This window comes from Pseudomonas sp. PAMC 29040, from assembly GCF_003994535.1.
Taxonomy (GTDB): Bacteria; Pseudomonadota; Gammaproteobacteria; order Pseudomonadales; family Pseudomonadaceae; genus Aquipseudomonas; species Aquipseudomonas paraversuta.
This window is the reverse complement of the sequence record NZ_RZAA01000004.1, coordinates 159537-177442: the sequence shown is the minus strand read 5'-3', so window position 1 is coordinate 177442 and position 17906 is coordinate 159537. Positions and strand designations below refer to the sequence as shown.

16 protein-coding genes are annotated in these 17906 nt (G+C 56.7%); 14 read left to right on the top strand and 2 right to left on the bottom strand.

All coding sequences use genetic code 11. From position 1 onward, the window contains the following. Positions 1-4: 4 nt before the first annotated feature. Together WG29040_RS08570 and map are read right to left on the bottom strand one after the other, a co-directional pair. Entirely contained in the window at positions 5-2707 is a 2703-nt protein-coding gene (locus WG29040_RS08570) for a [protein-PII] uridylyltransferase (protein WP_010655964.1), read from the bottom strand. A gap of 67 nt (positions 2708-2774) precedes the next feature. Then, on the bottom strand, positions 2775-3638 hold the full coding sequence (gene map / locus WG29040_RS08565; protein WP_127196012.1) for a type I methionyl aminopeptidase: 864 nt from the start codon (positions 3636-3638) through the stop codon (positions 2775-2777). A 291-nt stretch (positions 3639-3929) separates the two neighbouring features. On the opposite strand from map, the gene rpsB reads away from it, so the two are divergent. The 14 genes from rpsB to lpxB all read left to right on the top strand — a co-directional run bounded on the left by rpsB (position 3930) and on the right by lpxB (position 17897). Next, positions 3930-4673: a 30S ribosomal protein S2 gene (rpsB, locus tag WG29040_RS08560; protein WP_127196011.1), complete on the top strand. Its 744-nt coding sequence runs from the start codon at positions 3930-3932 to the stop codon at positions 4671-4673. Between the two features lie 206 nt (positions 4674-4879). Next, positions 4880-5749, top strand: coding sequence for a translation elongation factor Ts (gene tsf, locus WG29040_RS08555; protein WP_003440424.1), 870 nt, complete (start codon positions 4880-4882; stop codon positions 5747-5749). Positions 5750-5954: 205 nt separating this feature from the next. Then, positions 5955-6698, top strand: coding sequence for a UMP kinase (gene pyrH, locus WG29040_RS08550; protein ID WP_003440426.1), 744 nt, complete (start codon positions 5955-5957; stop codon positions 6696-6698). Beyond that, the gene (frr, locus tag WG29040_RS08545; protein ID WP_003440428.1) at positions 6695-7252 is read left to right on the top strand and encodes a ribosome recycling factor; all 558 of its coding nucleotides are present in this window, start codon (positions 6695-6697) and stop codon (positions 7250-7252) included. Before pyrH ends, frr begins: the two co-directional genes overlap by 4 nt. Before the next feature lie 15 nt (positions 7253-7267). After that, positions 7268-8023, top strand: coding sequence for a polyprenyl diphosphate synthase (uppS, locus tag WG29040_RS08540; RefSeq protein ID WP_003440430.1), 756 nt, complete (start codon positions 7268-7270; stop codon positions 8021-8023). Then, positions 8023-8829: a phosphatidate cytidylyltransferase gene (locus WG29040_RS08535; RefSeq protein ID WP_127196010.1), complete on the top strand. Its 807-nt coding sequence runs from the start codon at positions 8023-8025 to the stop codon at positions 8827-8829. The genes uppS and WG29040_RS08535 overlap by 1 nt, the downstream gene beginning before the upstream one ends. Then, positions 8826-10013 carry a 1-deoxy-D-xylulose-5-phosphate reductoisomerase gene (gene ispC, locus WG29040_RS08530; protein WP_003440436.1) on the top strand — a complete coding sequence of 396 codons (1188 nt, stop codon included), beginning with the start codon at positions 8826-8828 and terminating at the stop codon, positions 10011-10013. The genes WG29040_RS08535 and ispC overlap by 4 nt, the downstream gene beginning before the upstream one ends. A 44-nt stretch (positions 10014-10057) precedes the next feature. After that, positions 10058-11410 (top strand): sigma E protease regulator RseP, encoded by a 1353-nt coding sequence (gene rseP / locus WG29040_RS08525; RefSeq protein ID WP_003440439.1) that lies wholly within the window; start codon positions 10058-10060, stop codon positions 11408-11410. A gap of 75 nt (positions 11411-11485) precedes the next feature. Next, complete coding sequence (bamA, locus tag WG29040_RS08520) at positions 11486-13834, top strand: outer membrane protein assembly factor BamA (RefSeq protein ID WP_003440442.1); 2349 nt, start codon at positions 11486-11488, stop codon at positions 13832-13834. Positions 13835-13879: 45 nt separating this feature from the next. Further along, a complete protein-coding gene (locus tag WG29040_RS08515; RefSeq protein WP_003440444.1) occupies positions 13880-14383 on the top strand; it encodes an OmpH family outer membrane protein in 504 nt (167 codons plus the stop codon). Positions 14384-14385: 2 nt separating this feature from the next. Further along, the gene (gene lpxD / locus WG29040_RS08510; protein WP_003440447.1) at positions 14386-15441 is read left to right on the top strand and encodes a UDP-3-O-(3-hydroxymyristoyl)glucosamine N-acyltransferase; all 1056 of its coding nucleotides are present in this window, start codon (positions 14386-14388) and stop codon (positions 15439-15441) included. Positions 15442-15550: 109 nt separating this feature from the next. Then, positions 15551-15991 carry a 3-hydroxyacyl-ACP dehydratase FabZ gene (gene fabZ, locus WG29040_RS08505; protein WP_003440450.1) on the top strand — a complete coding sequence of 147 codons (441 nt, stop codon included), beginning with the start codon at positions 15551-15553 and terminating at the stop codon, positions 15989-15991. Then, the gene (gene lpxA, locus WG29040_RS08500; RefSeq protein ID WP_003440454.1) at positions 15988-16764 is read left to right on the top strand and encodes an acyl-ACP--UDP-N-acetylglucosamine O-acyltransferase; all 777 of its coding nucleotides are present in this window, start codon (positions 15988-15990) and stop codon (positions 16762-16764) included. Before fabZ ends, lpxA begins: the two co-directional genes overlap by 4 nt. Before the next feature lie 2 nt (positions 16765-16766). Continuing rightward, on the top strand, positions 16767-17897 hold the full coding sequence (gene lpxB, locus WG29040_RS08495) for a lipid-A-disaccharide synthase (protein WP_003440456.1): 1131 nt from the start codon (positions 16767-16769) through the stop codon (positions 17895-17897). Positions 17898-17906: the final 9 nt, after the last annotated feature.

Genomic DNA, 17906 nt, shown 5'->3' with positions numbered 1-17906 from the left:
GCGCTTAAATGCTCAGGCGCCACGGTTCAGGGGTTGAGTCTTTGTCGACGGTCAGCTGTTCAACGATGGCTTCCTGCAAACGCATGCACAGCTGCGGATCGGACAGCGGCTGATTGTTTTCGTCAGTAACGAAAAACACGTCTTCGACGCGCTCGCCCAGGGTGGCAATCTTGGCGTTCTGCAACGACAGGTCGAACTCCAGAAAAATCATCCCGATACGGGCCAGCAGGCCGGGCCGGTCGGGTGCGCTGAGTTCCAGTACGGTCACCGGGCGCTGCGCGTCATTGTGAATCGTCACCTGGGGCGGGAAAGCAAAATGCTTGAGCTGGCGGGGAACCCGGCGCTGGATGATGTTGGGGTAGTCATCGGGGTTGCGCAGCGCTTCAGTCAGGCCCTTGCGGATTCTCTCGACGCGGGCCGGGTTATTGCCGATCGTTTCGCCGTCGTTGTCGAGCACGATGTAGGTATCGAGGGTGAACTTGCTGCTGGAGGTGATGATTCGCGCGTCATGAATGTTCAGGTTGAGCTGATCCATCGCGGCCACGGTTACGGCAAAGAAGTCATGCTGGTCGGGCGCGTAGATGAAAATCTGGGTGCCGCCTTCGAACTCGCGCTGGGTGGTTTCCTTGATCAGTACCAGCGGGCCGCCATCGGCCGGTTGTTGCAGGATGGCCTCGGTGTGCAGGGCCACATCGGCCGAGGTATGGCGCAGGAAGTAGTCGTCGCCAAGCTGGGACCAGAGTTGTTCCACATCGTCCTGGTCGTTGCCGTTGCGCACCAATATGTCCAGCGCGGCACTCTGGGTCTGGCGGATCTGCTCTTCGCGATCAACCGGGTTTTCCAGGCCGCGACGCAGTGCGCGCTTGGTTTCGGTGTAAAGCTGGCGCAACAGGCTGGCGCGCCACGAGTTCCACAGGGTCGGGTTGGTGGCATTGATATCGGCCACGGTCAGGACGTACAGGTAGTCGAGACGGGTTTCGTCGCCCACGATCTGGGCGAAGTCATGGATGACCTGGGGGTCGGACAGATCCTTGCGCTGGGCGGTGGTCGACATCACCAGGTGATTTTGCACCAGCCACACGATCAGGCGTGTATCCCACTGCGGCAACTGGTGGCGGATGCAGAACGCCTCGGCATCTACCGCGCCAATCTCGGAGTGGTCGCCATGCCGGCCTTTGCCGATATCGTGATACAGCCCGGCCAGGTAAATCAGTTCAGGCTTGGGCAGCTTGGCCATCAGCTTGCTGGCCAGCGGGAATTTCTCTGACACCTGGGTGTACTGCAATTTACGCAGATGCTTGATCAGGTTCAGGGTGTGGGCATCGACGGTATAGATGTGGAACAGGTCGTGCTGCATTTGCCCGACGATAAAGCCGAATTCGGGCAGGTAGCGTCCGAGAATGCCGTAGCGGTTCATCCGGCGCAGGTTGCGATGGATGCCGATCTTGCACTTGAACAGCTCGATAAACAGGCTGGTGTTGCGGATGTCTTTACGGAAGTCGTCGTCGATCAGGTAGCGGTGTTCGCGCAACAGACGAATGGTATCGGCCCGCACGCCCTTGATCTCGGGGTGCTGGGCCATCAGCAGGAAAATTTCGAGCATGGCAAACGGCGTGCGTTTGAACACATGGTCGCTGGTGGCCTCGATGTAGCCATCGTGCAGCTGGAAGCGCGAGTTCAGCGGGGCAGGCGGCGCGGCGTCGTCGGGTGCCAGAATCACTTCTTCGAAGTGCTGGATGATCAGGTCGCTGAGCTGGGCGATGCTCATGACCACCCGGTAGTACTGCTGCATGAAGTTTTCGATGGTCTGTTTGGTATCTTCGCCGGTAAAGCCGAGCAACTCGGCGATGCTGCGTTGATGATCAAACAGCAGGCGGTCTTCAGCGCGGCCGGCGAGCATGTGCAGGGCGTAGCGGACTTTCCACAGGAACTCTTGCGAGGATGCCAGCAGGGCGTGCTCGCTCTCGACCAGGAAACCTTCACCCGCCAGGGCGCGCAGATTGAGGGTGCCGTACTGACGTCGGGCCACCCACAAAATGGTCTGGATATCGCGCAGGCCGCCCGGTGAGCCTTTGACGTTGGGCTCCAGGTTGTATTCCGTGTCGTTGTATTTGTGGTGACGAGCTTTCTGCTCGGCACGCTTGGCCAGAAAGAAATCCTTGCTGGGCCACATGTGGGCGGTACTGGTGACGTCCAGCATGCGCTGGCGCAGGCGCTCAGGGCCGGCCACGGTACGGCTTTCCATCAGGTTGGTGATGATGGTCAGGTCGGCGCGGGCCTGCTCGGCGCATTCGTCCACCGAGCGCACGCTCTGGCCAACTTCGAGACCGATGTCCCAGAGCAGGGTCAGAAAGCGTTCGATGGAGTCGCGGAAAATTTCGTGATCGGCGTTGTCCAGCAGGATCAGCAAATCGATGTCGGAGTAGGGGTGCAGTTCGCCACGGCCATAGCCGCCGACGGCAACCAGGGCGATATCGGCCTGGTTGCTCCAGCTGAACTGATCCCACGCCTGTTGCAGGATATTGTCGACGAACCAGGCGCGATCTTCGATCAGGCGTCGAATGTCGCGGCCACTGCGAAAGCGTTCGTCCAGAGCCTCTCGCGCCTGGCGGATGGCCTTTTTGAAAGCGGCAATGGGGCTTGCCTTCAACGCCAGTTCGGCCTGGAACTGGCCGCGGTCAAAAAGTTCGGGATCCACCTGCGGCATCGATTGGCTTTCCTATCGCTGTAAAGCTTTTATATAGGGAGAATCTATATAGAGACTGCTTGAGGTATCAGGCCGAAACGCGAGGGATGGTGTCATCGCTGCGCAGGGTGAAGATCTCGTAGCCCGTCTCGGTCACCAGCAGGGTGTGTTCCCACTGCGCTGACAGCTTGCGGTCCTTGGTGATTGCGGTCCAGCCATCACCCAGAACCTTGGTATCGGCTTTGCCCTGGTTGATCATCGGCTCGATGGTGAAGGTCATGCCTGCTTTAAGTTCCATGCCGGTGCCGGCGCGACCGTAGTGCAGGATTTGCGGCTCTTCGTGGAAGACCTTGCCGATGCCGTGGCCGCAGAACTCGCGAACTACCGAGAAGCCGTTCTTTTCAGCGTGCTTCTGGATCACTTCGCCGATGTCGCCCAGGCGGCAGCCCGGTTTGACGATTTCGATGGCCTTGTACATGCATTCCTGGGTCACTTGCGACAGGCGCTCGGCCCAGACCGGTACCTTGCCGACGTGGAACATGCGGCTGGTATCGCCGTGGTAACCGTCCTTGATGACGGTAACGTCGATATTCAGGGTGTCACCGTCTTTCAGCACCTTGTCGCCCGGGATGCCGTGGCACACCACATGGTTGATCGAGGTGCAGATGGACTTCGGAAAGCCTTTGTAGTTGAGCGGAGCGGGGATGGCCTGCTGCACGTTGACAATATAGTCATGGCAGATGCGGTCCAGCTCTTCGGTGGTAACGCCGGGCTTGACGTGCTCGGCAATCATTTCCAGGACTTCGGCGGCCAGTTTGCCGGCGATACGCATTTTTGCGATGTCCTCGGGGGTTTTGAGGGTGACGGTCATTCGGGCTCTCTTCGCGCGTTGGCGCTCATCATCAGGATTGCGGGGGTGCTTTGTTGCTGCACACCGCCATAAAAATGCGATTCTAACAGACGGTCGGCGATAATCATGGGCCTCTCGCCATCGCTTCTCTTAATAGAATGGGGCATTCTGGCTCTATTCCAGACCCTGCGCAAAAGGGCGAGGAAGAAAGTCTGAATCCGTGTTTCGTTTTTTGCGCATCTTGTGGTATAAAATGCGCCGCTTTCCGGGTATAGCCCGCTAAGCACAAACCCACACACGTATCGACACGATGACCTGGGTGCCTTCAGCTCGAAGCTGCTGGTTGGTCGTTGGGATACGTGGAGGCCTAACCCGACTTACTAAGGAACTACCATGTCCCAAGTCAACATGCGCGATATGCTGAAGGCCGGTGTGCACTTCGGTCACCAAACCCGTTACTGGAACCCGAAGATGGGTAAATACATCTTTGGCGCGCGTAACAAGATCCACATCATCAACCTTGAAAAAACCCTGCCAATGTTCAACGAAGCTTTGACTTTCGTAGAGCGTCTGGCCCAGGGCAAAAACAAGATTCTGTTCGTCGGCACCAAGCGTTCCGCTGGCAAGATCGTTGCTGAAGAAGCAACCCGTTGCGGTTCGCCGTACGTTGATCACCGCTGGTTGGGCGGCATGCTCACCAACTTCAAAACCATCCGTGCTTCCATCAAGCGTCTGCGTGACCTTGAAGTCCAGGCCGAAGACGGTACTTTCGCCAAGCTGACCAAGAAAGAGGCGCTGATGCGTACTCGCGATCTGGAAAAGCTGGATCGTAGCCTGGGTGGTATCAAGGACATGGGCGGTCTGCCAGACGCACTGTTCGTTATCGACGTTGATCACGAGCGTATCGCGATCACCGAAGCTAACAAGTTGGGTATCCCGGTTATCGGCGTTGTCGATACCAACAGCAGCCCAGAAGGTGTTGACTACATCATCCCGGGTAACGATGACGCAATCCGCGCTATCCAGCTGTACATGGGTGCGATGGCTGATGCTGTGATCAAAGGCCGTAACCACGTTGCTGGCGGCACCGACGTTTTCGTCGAAGAAGCTCCGGCTGCAGCGGTAGTTGAAGGCTGAGTAATTAACGCCTAGCGTTTACTCAGTACGCAAAAAGGGGGCTTGGCCCCCTTTTTGCCACCTCGAAATCCATTTGTTGGAAGTTGCCCTGGCGTTGCTGTATCAGATTGCGGCTGGCAGGGTTGTATCGAGGCATGCTTCACACGAATTGAACGCCCGTTCGGTCGGGTGGAATGGTTGAAAACCTATCCAAGAGGAATTTTGAAATGGCAGAGATTACTGCAGCGTTGGTTAAAGAACTGCGTGAGCGTACCGGCGAAGGCATGATGGATTGCAAGAAAGCCTTGACCAAGGCTGGCGGCGACATCGAAAAAGCCATTGATGACATGCGTGCTTCGGGCGCCATCAAGGCTGCCAAAAAAGCAGGCAACGTTGCTGCTGAAGGCGCTATCGCAGTTAAAGTTGCTGAAGATGGCAAATCTGCCGTTATTCTTGAAGTTAACTCGCAAACCGACTTCCTGGCTCTGCAAGACGACTTCAAAAAATTCGTTGCTGACAGCGTAGAAAAAGCTTTCGCTGAGAAGCTGACCGACGCAGCTCCGCTGATCGCTTCGCAGGAAGCTGATCGTCTGGTTCTGGTTGGTAAAGTAGGCGAGAACGTAAACATCCGTCGCCTGGCCCGCATCGAAGGCGACGTTGTTGATGCTTACCTGCACGGCAACAAGATCGGTGTTGTAGTAGCTCTGAAAGGCGGTAACGCCGAGCTGGCACGTGACATCGCCATGCACGTAGCTGCAAGCAACCCTGAGTTCCTGCTGCCATCGCAAGTTTCCGCTGACGCTATCGAACGCGAAAAAACCGTGTTCATGAGCCTCAACGAAGACAAGATCAAAGGCAAGCCAGCAGAAATCGTTGAAAAAATGGTTGCCGGTCGTATCAGCAAGTTCCTGGCTGAAGCCAGCCTGGTTGAACAAGCTTTCGTTAAGAACCCGGAAATCAAGGTCGGCGAACTGGCCAAGAAAGCCGGCGCTGAAATCGTTTCCTTCACCTACTTCAAAGTAGGCGACGGTATCGAGAAGCCAGTTGATGACTTCGCTGCTGAAGTTGCTGCACAAGTGGCTGCAAGCAAGCAATAAGACGGTTCTAAACTGTCGACCCGAAGAGGCTGCCCGCTCACGCGCGCAGCCTCTTTTCAAATGGGTGGGGATTTTCCCTTCCCGGCGGAACCGGTTTACAAAATAGTGTTCCGATGGTGCTGCTGTGCAGTGCCAGCTAGAGTAAGCGCGGGCTGTAAACAGCCTCGCACAGATTTTTTATAAAACGCGGCAGGAGAGATTCGCAATGGCTCAGCAGGGCAGTGGTTATCAAGCTCGCTATAAACGCATTCTACTCAAGCTAAGCGGCGAAGCCCTGATGGGCTCTGAAGAGTTCGGGATCGATCCCAAAGTTCTCGACCGCATGGCGCTGGAAGTCGGCCAGCTGGTTGGTATCGGTGTTCAGGTAGGGTTGGTGATTGGTGGTGGCAACCTGTTCCGTGGGGCTGCGCTGAGTGCTGCAGGTATGGATCGCGTTACAGGCGACCATATGGGCATGCTGGCAACCGTGATGAACGCCCTGGCCATGCGCGACGCGCTGGAACGTGCGAATATCTCCGCCATCGTAATGTCGGCCATTTCCATGGTGGGCGTGACTGATCATTACGATCGTCGCAAGGCCATGCGTCACCTGAACGCCAAGGATGTGGTGATTTTTGCTGCAGGTACCGGTAATCCATTCTTCACGACGGATTCGGCTGCCTGTTTGCGTGCCATTGAAATTGACGCTGATGTGGTGCTCAAGGCAACCAAGGTCGACGGCGTGTACACCGCAGATCCATTCAAAGACCCGCATGCCGAGAAGTTCGATCATCTGACTTACGATGAAGTACTGGATCGCAAGCTGGGCGTAATGGACCTGACGGCTATCTGCTTGTGCCGCGACCATAAAATGCCATTGCGTGTATTTAACATGAACAAGCCCGGCGCCCTGCTTAATATTGTCCATGGCGGCGCTGAAGGCACTCTGATCGAGGAAGGTCAACAATGATCAACGAAATCAAAAAAGACGCTCAAACGCGCATGCAGAAATCGCTGGAATCTCTGTCCCATGCATTTGGCCAGATCCGTACCGGCAAGGCTCACCCGAGCATTCTGGGTAGCGTGATGGTGCCTTACTACGGCTCGGATACTCCGATCAGCCAAGTGGCCAACATCACTGTCAAAGACTCCCGTACCCTGCAAGTCGTAGCGTTCGAGCGCAATATGCTCGGTGCGGTAGACAAGGCAATCCAGAGCGCCGGTCTGAACCTCAATCCGACCAACCTGGGCGAATTGCTGCTGATCTCCATGCCTGCCCTGACTGAAGAAACCCGCAAGGTGTTCGCCAAGCAGGCCCGTGACGCAGCTGAAGATGCCCGCATTGCTGTGCGTAATATTCGTCGCGATGCGCTGAGCCAGTTGAAAGATCTGGTCAAGGAAAAAGAAATCAGCGAAGACGAAGAGCGTCGTGCTGCTGATGATATTCAGAAGCTGACCGACAAGGCTGTAGCTGATATCGAAACTGCCACCAAGCAGAAAGAAGCTGACCTGATGGCCGTATAAGGGTCTGGGCGTTTTATGGAAATGACCAAGCAGGCTGAGCCGTCATCGGTGCCGCGACACGTCGCCATCATTATGGACGGTAATAATCGCTGGGCGAAAAAACGCTTTATGCCGGGTGTTGCCGGGCATAAAGCGGGAGTGGATGCGGTTCGCGCAGTGATTGAAGTGTGTGCCCAGGCCAAGGTCGAGGTGCTGACGCTGTTCGCGTTCTCCAGTGAAAACTGGCAGCGCCCGGCAGCAGAAGTCAGTGCCTTGATGGACTTGTTCTTCCGGGCACTGCGTCGTGAGGCCAAGCGCCTCAATGAAAACAACATCAGTCTGCGGATCATTGGCGACCGCTCACGCTTTCATCCCGATTTGCAAATGGCGATGCGTGAAGCGGAAGCAATGACTGCGGGTTCTGAGCGCTTTGTGCTGCAGATCGCCGCTAACTACGGCGGTCAGTGGGACATCGCCCAGGCCGCTCAGCAGTTGGCGCGTCAGGTGCAGGCAGGGCATTTGCAGCCTGAAGACATCACCCCTGACGTGTTGCAAGCCTGTCTGGTAACGGGTGATCTGCCTTTGCCTGATCTGTGCATTCGCACCGGTGGCGAGCATCGCATCAGCAATTTTCTGCTGTGGCAGCTGGCCTATTCCGAGTTGTACTTCTCCGACCTGTTCTGGCCGGACTTCAAACACGAAGCCATGCGTCATGCATTGGCTGATTTCGCTTCTCGCCAGCGCCGCTTCGGTAAAACGAGCGAGCAGGTTGAGGCTGGAGCCCGGGTTTAATGCTTAAACAACGAATCATTACTGCTCTTATCTTGCTGCCAATTGCCCTGTGCGGTTTTTTCCTGCTTGAGGGGGCCGGCTTTGCGCTGTTTATTGGCCTGGTCGTGACCCTGGGGGCCTGGGAATGGGCACGCCTGGCGGGCTTTGAAGCTCAGCCGGCCCGCGTTGCCTTTGCTGCGGTTGTAGCCTTGCTGCTGTTTGGCCTGCACATATTCCCTGATCTGGCGCCATGGGTGCTGGGTGCTGCGGTTCTATGGTGGGCAGTGGCAACCTACCTGGTGCTGACCTTTCCGCAATCATCGGTGCACTGGTCAACGACTGCGACCAAACTGGTCATCGGCCTGTTGATTCTGTTGCCGGCCTGGCAGGGTCTGGTGCTGATCAAGGCGATGGCGCTGGGTAACTGGTTGATCATGGCAGTGATGGTTCTGGTGTGGGGTGCCGATATCGGCGCCTATTTCTCGGGGCGTAAATTCGGCAAGCGCAAGCTCGCACCGAAAGTCAGTCCGGGCAAAAGCTGGGAGGGTGTATTTGGCGGCTTGTTGCTGAGCTTGCTGATCACCGCTGCGGTCGGTGTGGTGCGTGGCTGGAGCGCCTCCGAGATGTTTGCCGCACTGGTCGGTGCTGGCGTGATCGTATTGATTTCGGTGGTGGGTGACCTCACCGAAAGCATGTTCAAACGCCAGTCCGGGATCAAGGACAGCAGTAACCTGCTGCCTGGCCATGGTGGTGTTCTGGACCGCATCGACAGTTTGACTGCGGCGATCCCGGTATTTGCTGTATTGCTGTGGATGGCGGCGTCATGAGCCGTCCACAACAGATTACTGTTCTGGGGGCTACGGGTTCGATTGGCCTGAGCACCCTGGATGTTGTTGCCCGTCACCCTGATCGCTATCAGGTGTTCGGTTTGAGCGGTTACAGCCGTCTCGCCGAGCTGCTGGCGTTGTGCATTACCCACAAGCCAAAGGTTGTGGTCGTGCCGGATGATCGTGCGGCCAGCCAGTTGCTGGCCGGCCTGCGCTCGGCAGGGCTCGGTGTCGAGGTCCTGGTGGGTGAGGAAGGCCTGTGCCAGATTGCTTCGGCGCCCGAGGTTGATTCGGTCATGGCGGCGATTGTTGGTGCTGCGGGCTTGCGTCCGACACTGGCAGCGGTCAATGCAGGCAAAAAAATCCTGTTGGCGAATAAAGAAGCGCTGGTGATGACCGGCGACCTGTTTATGCAGGCTGTTCGCCGCAGTGGTTCGGTGCTGTTGCCCATTGATAGTGAGCACAACGCCATTTTCCAGTGCCTACCGCAGGATTTCGCCCGAGGCCTGACTAATGTTGGCGTTCGCCGGATTCTGTTGACGGCGTCTGGCGGACCTTTTCGCCAGACCCCCCTGGCGGAGCTTGAGCACGTTACGCCGGATCAGGCCTGTGCCCATCCCAACTGGTCGATGGGGCGCAAGATTTCCGTAGACTCTGCCAGCATGATGAACAAGGGCCTGGAATTGATCGAGGCTTGCTGGCTGTTTGACGCCAGACCGGACCAAGTCGAGGTGGTCATCCATCCGCAAAGCGTGATTCATTCGCTGGTCGATTATGTGGACGGTTCGGTGCTTGCCCAGCTGGGTAATCCGGATATGCGCACTCCGATTACCAATGCCCTGGCATGGCCTGAGCGCATTGATTCGGGGGTCGCGCCGCTGGATCTGTTTGCAGTTGCGCGTCTTGATTTCCAGCGCCCGGATGAGCAGCGCTTTCCCTGCTTGCGCCTGGCCCGTGAAGCGGCCATGGCGGGCAACAGTGCGCCGGCGATGCTGAATGCGGCGAACGAAGTAGCGGTTGCGGCCTTTCTTGATGGCCGAATCCGTTACCCGCAAATTGCCCGTATCATCGAAGACGTTTTGAACAGTGAGCCTGTGGTTGCAGTAGACGAGTTAGAGGCGGTCTTCGCCGCCGATACCAAGGCGCGAATGCGGGCTGAACAGTGGTTGAGTCGTAACGGCTGATAAGTGGTGCTTGCCGGAACCGGACAGGATCGCGGAGAAAGTAGATGAGTGCGCTATATATGATTGTTGGCACCCTGGTGGCATTGGGTGTGCTGGTCACTTTTCATGAATTCGGTCACTTTTGGGTGGCGCGCCGTTGCGGCGTCAAGGTTCTACGTTTCTCCGTGGGTTTCGGTACGCCTTTGCTGCGCTGGCATGACCGCAAGGGTACCGAGTTTGTCATTGCAGCCATCCCGTTGGGTGGCTACGTGAAAATGCTCGACGAGCGCGAAGGCGAGGTTCCCGCCGATCAGCTGGATCAGTCCTTCAATCGCAAGACCGTTGGTCAGCGCATAGCCATTGTCGCCGCCGGGCCGATCGCCAACTTCTTGTTGGCGATGGTGTTTTTCTGGGTGCTGGCAATGATGGGCAGCCAGCAGGTGCGGCCTGTAATCGGTGCCGTAGAAAGCGCCAGCCTGGCAGCTCAGGCCGGCCTTGTGGCCGGCCAGGAAATCGTTGCCATTGACGGCGAGCCGACCGTTGGCTGGTCGAACGTAAACCTGCAACTGGTCCGCCGTCTGGGCGAAAGCGGTTCTATCCAGATCGCAGTGCGCGGGCCGGGCTCGGATGTCGAGACTTCGCATCAGTTGATCCTGCATGACTGGCTCAAGTCTGCTGACGAGCCGGATCCGATCAAGTCGCTGGGTATTCGCCCGTGGCGCCCCGAGTTGCCGGCAGTGCTGGCAGAGCTTGACCCGAAAGGCCCGGCACAGGCTGCCGGACTTAAAATCGGTGACAAGCTGTTGGCCATCAACGATCAGGCCATCAACGACTGGCAGCAGGTGGTTGACTGGGTTCGCGTGCGGCCGGACTCCCGTGTTGTGTTGCATGTCGAGCGCGACGGGGTTGCGCTTGATGTCCCTGTTACCCTGGCGGCTCGCGGCGAAGGTAAGGCGGCAACCGGCTATCTGGGGGCGGGGGCCAAAGGTGTCGATTGGCCACCGGCAATGATTCGTGAGGTCAGTTACGGCCCGCTCGCCGCAATCGGGGAGGGTGCAAAGCGTACGTGGACCATGAGCGTATTGACTCTCGATTCGCTGAAGAAAATGTTGTTCGGTGAGCTCTCGGTAAAAAACTTGAGTGGACCGATAACCATTGCTAAAGTGGCGGGCGCTTCTGCCCAGTCGGGCGTCGTGGATTTCCTGAGTTTCCTGGCTTATCTGAGTATTAGCCTTGGGGTTCTGAATTTGTTGCCCATCCCTGTACTGGATGGGGGGCATTTATTGTTTTATCTGATCGAGTGGGCGCGTGGTCGTCCCTTGTCGGATCGGGTGCAGGGTTGGGGGATGCAGATCGGTATCAGTTTGGTGATCGGGGTGATGTTGCTTGCTCTGGTCAACGATCTGGGACGTCTGTAAACACTTCGCTGAATTGCGAATCTGCCGCATTTTGCGGCAGTTTGTTTATTGCCAGTTGGAATAAGAAAGGACTTCATGAAACGTCTGCTGCTAACTGCGGTTCTCGCCGTACTGATGATCGCCGAAGTTCACGCCGAGTCCTTCACTATCTCTGATATTCGTGTCAACGGGCTGCAGCGGGTTTCCGCCGGTAGCGTGTTTGGTGCGTTGCCTCTGAACGTGGGTGAAGTAGCGGATGACCGCCGTTTGGTGGAATCCACTCGTGCGTTGTTCAAAACCGGTTTCTTTCAGGATATCCAACTGGGTCGTGATGGCAATGTGCTTGTCATTACGGTTGTCGAACGTCCATCCGTCTCCAGCATCACCATCGACGGTAACAAGGCGATCTCCACTGATGACCTGATGAAAGGGCTCAAACAGTCGGGCCTGGCCGAAGGTGAAATCTTCCAGCGTGCAACCCTTGAGGGTGTACGCAACGAGCTGCAACGCCAGTATGTTGCCCAGGGCCGCTACTCGGCCACGGTTGACACCGAAGTGGTGCCCGAGCCGCGTAACCGCGTTGCCCTGAAGGTCAACATCAATGAAGGCACGGTTGCTGCTATCCAGCACATCAACGTGGTGGGCAACACCGTCTTCCCTGAAGAAGATCTGGTTGACCTCTTCGAACTGAAAACCACGAACTGGCTGTCGTTCTTCAAGAATGACGACAAGTATGCTCGTGAAAAACTGTCGGGTGACCTTGAGCGTCTGCGCTCTTACTACCTCGATCGCGGCTATATCAATATGGATATCGCTTCGACCCAGGTATCGATCACCCCCGACAAGAAGAACGTCTACATCACGGTCAACGTGAATGAAGGCGAAAAATACAATGTCGGCGAAGTGAAACTGAGCGGTGACCTCAAGGTTCCTGAAGACCAGATCAAATCGCTGTTGCTGGTTCAGCCAGGGCAGGTGTTCTCGCGCAAGCTGATGACCACTACCTCCGAACTGATTACCCGTCGTCTGGGTAACGAGGGCTACACCTTCGCCAACGTGAACGGTGTGCCTCAGCCAAACCCTGAAGATCACACGGTAGCCATCACTTTTGTGGTTGATCCGGGCAAGCGTGCTTACGTGAACCGCATCAACTACCGCGGCAACACCAAGTCTGAAGACGTGGTTCTGCGTCGCGAAATGCGCCAGATGGAAGGTGGCTGGGCTTCGACTTACCTGATTGACCAGTCCAAGGTTCGCCTTGAGCGTCTGGGCTTCTTCAAGGAAGTGAACGTTGAAACTCCGGCTGTGCCAGGCACTGACGACCAGGTTGACGTGAACTACGCCGTAGAAGAGCAGGCTTCGGGTTCGATCACTGCCAGCGTCGGTTTTGCCCAGAGCGCCGGTTTGATCCTGGGTGGCTCGATCACGCAGAACAACTTCCTGGGCACGGGTAACAAGGTCAGCATTGGCCTGACCCGCAGCGAATACCAGAGCCGCTACAACTTCAGCTACGTTGATCCGTACTGGACTGCAGATGGCGTAAGCCTGGGCTACAACGTGTTCTACCGCACCACTGACTACAAAGATCTGGACGTTGACGTTGCCAACTACTCCGTTGACAGCCTGGGTGCAGGCGTCAGCATGGGTTACCCGATCAGCGACACCTCGCGTCTGACCTATGGTCTGACCGTGCAGCAGGATGAAATCAGTACCGGTCAGTACACCGTTGACGAGATTTTCGACTTCGTAAACCGTGAAGGCACCAAGTACCTCAACTTCAAGGCATCGGTCGGCTGGTCTGAATCGACCCTGAACAAAGGTGTACTGCCAACACGCGGCAGCTCGCAGAGCCTGGTGCTTGAAAGCACGATTCCTGGCAGCGACCTGCAGTTCTACAAGCTGGACTACCGTGCCCAGCTGTTCCAGCCGTTGACCGACACCTACACCATGCGTCTGCACACTGAGCTGGGCTATGGCGACGGTTACGGTTCGACTGAAGGCCTGCCGTTCTACGAGAACTACTACGCCGGTGGTTTCAACTCGGTACGTGGTTTCAAGGACAGCGCTCTGGGCCCTCGCAGCACGCCTAGCTCGGGTAAAAACCCGGGCACCATCGCTGACCCTGATCAGGATCCGCTACCATTTGGTGGTAACGTGCTGATCCAGGGCGGTGTGGAAGTTCTGTTCCCGATGCCGTTCGTCAAAGATCAGCGCTCCCTGCGGACCTCTGTGTTCTGGGATGTTGGTAACGTGTTCGACACCAACTGCAAGGGCGATACCAAGGATTGCGACATCAGCTTTAGCAATATGGCCAGCTCTGTCGGTGTTGGCGTGACCTGGGTGACTGCACTTGGCCCGCTAAGCTTCAGCTTGGCAATGCCGGTCAAGAAACCGGATGACGCAGATACCCAGGTATTCCAGTTCTCCCTCGGCCAGACTTTCTAAAAGCCTGACTTTAGACACAGACAACAGATTTTTTAGGAGTGCATCGTGCGCAAGTTGACTCAATTGGTTCTCCTGGCTTCGGTCCTGGTCGCTGGCCCAGCCTTTGCTGATATGAAAATTGCCGTACTGAACTATCAGATGGCATTGCTGGAATCTGACGCTGCCAAGCGTTATGCCGTGGATGCCGAGAAGAAATTTGGCCCGCAACTGACCAAGCTCAAAAGCCTGGAAAGCAGCGCCAAGGGTATTCAGGATCGTCTGGTAAAAGGCGGCGACAAAATGCAGCAGGGCGAGCGTGAGCGTCTGGAGCTTGAATTCAAGCAAAAGGCCCGCGATTTCCAGTTCCAGTCCAAGGAACTGAACGAAGCCAAAGCAGTTGCTGACCGTGAAATGCTGAAACAGCTCAAGCCAAAACTGGACAGCGCTGTTGAAGAAGTCATCAAGAAAGGTGCCTTTGACCTGGTATTCGAGCGTGGTGCTGTGATTGATGTCAAACCTCAGTACGACATCACTCGCCAGGTTATCGAGCGCATGAATCAGCTGAAGTAATTATGACTGCGACTATAAAACTCGGCCAATTGGCCGAGTTCCTCGGTGCCACCTTGCGTGGCAGCGCGGAGAAAGAAATTACTGGGCTAGCCACTTTACAAGAGGCTGGCCCAGCTCAGTTGAGCTTTCTGGCCAATCCCCAGTACCGAAAATTCCTTGTCGACTGTCACGCGGGAGCTGTATTGCTCAAGCCGGACGATGCCGAGGATTATGTCGGTGATGCGCTATTGGTACCTGATCCTTATCTGGCATATGCCCGAATTTCCCACTTGTTCGATCCCAAGCCCAAGGCTGCGCCCGGCATTCACCCGACGGCAGTCATTGCTGTTGATGCGGTGATCGATCCGCTGGCCAGCATTGGTGCTTTTGCGGTGATTGAAAGTGGTGCTCGAATCGCTGCCGGCGTCACGGTCGGTCCCCACTGCTTTATCGGGGCCCGTTGTGAAATCGGCGAGGGCGGCTGGCTGGCACCACGGGTAACGCTTTATCACGACGTACGCATCGGCAAGCGCGTGGTGATTCAGTCGGGTGCTGTGCTGGGCGGTGAGGGTTTTGGTTTCGCCAACGAGAAGGGTGTCTGGCAAAAGATCGCGCAGATCGGTGGGGTAACCATCGGTGATGATGTCGAAATTGGCGTCAACACCGCCGTCGACCGCGGTGCTTTGGCCGACACGGTGCTGGGTAATGGCGTCAAGCTGGATAACCAGATCCAGATCGCCCATAACGTTCAGGTCGGTGACCATACGGCCATGGCTGCCTGTGTGGGTATTTCCGGTAGCACTAAAATCGGCAAGCACTGCATGTTGGCGGGTGGTGTCGGTTTGGTGGGGCACATTGAAATTTGTGACAACGTGTTCTTGACTGGTATGACGATGGTGACTCACTCGATTACCAAACCAGGCGCCTATTCTTCAGGGACCGCCATGCAGCCGGCGGCCGAATGGCGCAAGAGCGCGGCACGTATTCGTCAGCTGGACGATATCGCCAGACGGCTTAAACATCTGGAAAAGCACGTCGGGGAAGTGACCCCGGACGGTAAAGCTTCTTCAGAGGGCTAATACATTTTCCATATCAAGTGTGCATAGCCACTGGTTTGCTTCCTTGATTTGCTAGAGGAGCGCGCCTTAGTCGCGCGCGCCCAATCTTTATTACAGGCTTCCCCACGAAATGATGGACATCAACGAGATTCGCGAATATCTGCCCCACCGTTACCCGTTCCTGCTGGTGGATCGCGTAGTGGATCTGGATATCGAGAACAAGCGCATTCGTGCCTACAAGAATGTCAGCATCAATGAACCTTTTTTCAACGGTCACTTTCCGGCGCACCCAATCATGCCCGGCGTTTTGATCATTGAAGCGATGGCTCAGGCAGCTGGTATCCTTGGCTTCAAAATGCTCGACCTCAAGCCTGCCGACGGCACGCTTTACTATTTCGTGGGCTCCGACAAGCTGCGCTTCCGTCAACCGGTCACCCCGGGTGATCAACTGATTCTTGAAGCCAAATTTCTGAGCTGCAAGCGTCAGATCTGGAAGTTCGAGTGCCAGGCTTCGGTTGATGGAAAGCCGGTTTGCTCGGCTGAAATTATCTGTGCGGAACGCAAACTATGAGTTTGATTGACCCTCGCGCAATCATCGATCCGACGGCCATATTGGCCGACGACGTCGAGGTCGGCCCATGGTCGATCATCGGCGCAGGTGTGGAAATCGGCGAGGGGACAGTGATTGGGCCGCATGTGATTCTCAAGGGCCCAACCAGGATCGGTAAGCACAATCGTATCTACCAGTTCTCTTCGGTAGGCGAGGACACACCTGATCTGAAGTACAAGGGCGAAGAAACCCGCCTGGTGATCGGTGACCACAACGTCATTCGTGAAGGGGTCACCATTCATCGCGGTACCATTCAGGATCGCGCCGAAACAACCCTGGGCGATCACAATCTGGTCATGGCTTATGCCCACATCGGCCATGACAGCGTGATCGGCAATCACTGCATTCTGGTCAATAACGCTGCCCTGGCGGGCCATGTGCACATGGGTGACTGGGCGATCCTGTCCGGTTTTACTCTGGTTCATCAGTTCTGCCATATCGGCGCCCACAGCTTCTCGGGCATGGGCACCGCCATTGGCAAGGACGTACCGGCATTTGTGACGGTGTTTGGCAGCCCTGCGCAAGCGCGCAGCATGAACTTCGAAGGCATGCGCCGTCGCGGTTTCAGTGAAGACGCCATTCACGCGTTACGCCGCGCCTATAAAGTGGTGTACCGCCAGGGCCTGACCGTTGATCAGGCGCTGGCCGAACTGGCTGAGCCTGCTGCGCAATTCCCTGAAGTTGCAATGTTTGTTGAGTCGATTCAATCCTCCACCCGCGGCATTACGCGCTAGTCATGGCTAGATTGCGTATCGCGCTGGTGGCAGGGGAGGCTTCGGGCGACATTTTGGGCTCGGGGCTGATGCGGGCACTCAAGGCACAGCATCCTGATGTCGAATTTATCGGCGTCGGCGGCCCATTGATGGAAGCTGAGGGCATGAGCTCTTACTTCCCGATGGAGCGACTGTCGGTCATGGGGCTGGTTGAGGTGCTGGGTCGTTTGCGCGAATTGCTCAAGCGCCGCAAGCTTCTGGTCCAGACCCTGATCGCAGAAAGGCCCGATGTCTTTATCGGCATCGATGCGCCTGACTTCACGCTCAATATCGAACTCCAGTTACGTCGTGCCGGGATCAAAACCGTGCACTACGTCAGCCCTTCCGTATGGGCGTGGCGTCAGAAGCGAGTGCTGAAAATCCGCGAAGGCTGCGATTTGATGCTGACCTTGCTGCCGTTTGAAGCCAGGTTCTATGAAGAGCACGGTGTACCTGTGCGTTTCGTCGGACACTCTCTGGCAGACACCATCCCGCTTGAGGCCGACAAAGCCGGTGCGCGTGCCGAGCTGGGGTTGCCTGAGGGGCCGCTGGTCGCTTTGATGCCGGGCAGTCGCGGTGGCGAAGTGGGTAAGCTGGGCGGGCTGTTTCTGGATGCTGCGCAAAAAATTCGTGAAGCACGACCTGATGTGCGGTTTGTCCTGCCTTGCGCCAATGCGGCGCGCCGGGCGCAAATCGAACAGTTGCTGGTCGGGCGTGATCTGCCCCTGACCTTGCTCGACGGCCGCTCGCATCTGGCCCTGGCGGCATGTGATGCGGTATTGATTGCATCCGGTACGGCCACCCTGGAAGCGCTGCTGTACAAGCGCCCGATGGTGGTGGCGTATCGTCTTGCAGGTCTGACCTACTGGATTCTCAAGCGTCTGGTCAAAAGTCCCTACGTGTCATTGCCCAACCTGCTGGCTCAACGGATGTTGGTGCCTGAACTGTTGCAGGATGCGGCTACCCCGCAAGCATTGGCGCAAACCCTGCTGCCCTTGCTGGACGGTGGCGAAGAGCAGACCCGGGGCTTTGACGAGATACACCGTACATTGCGTCTCGACGCTTCCAATCAGGCCGCCAAAGCGGTGCTGGATCTGATTGCGCAATCCAAATGAGTAAAGTAA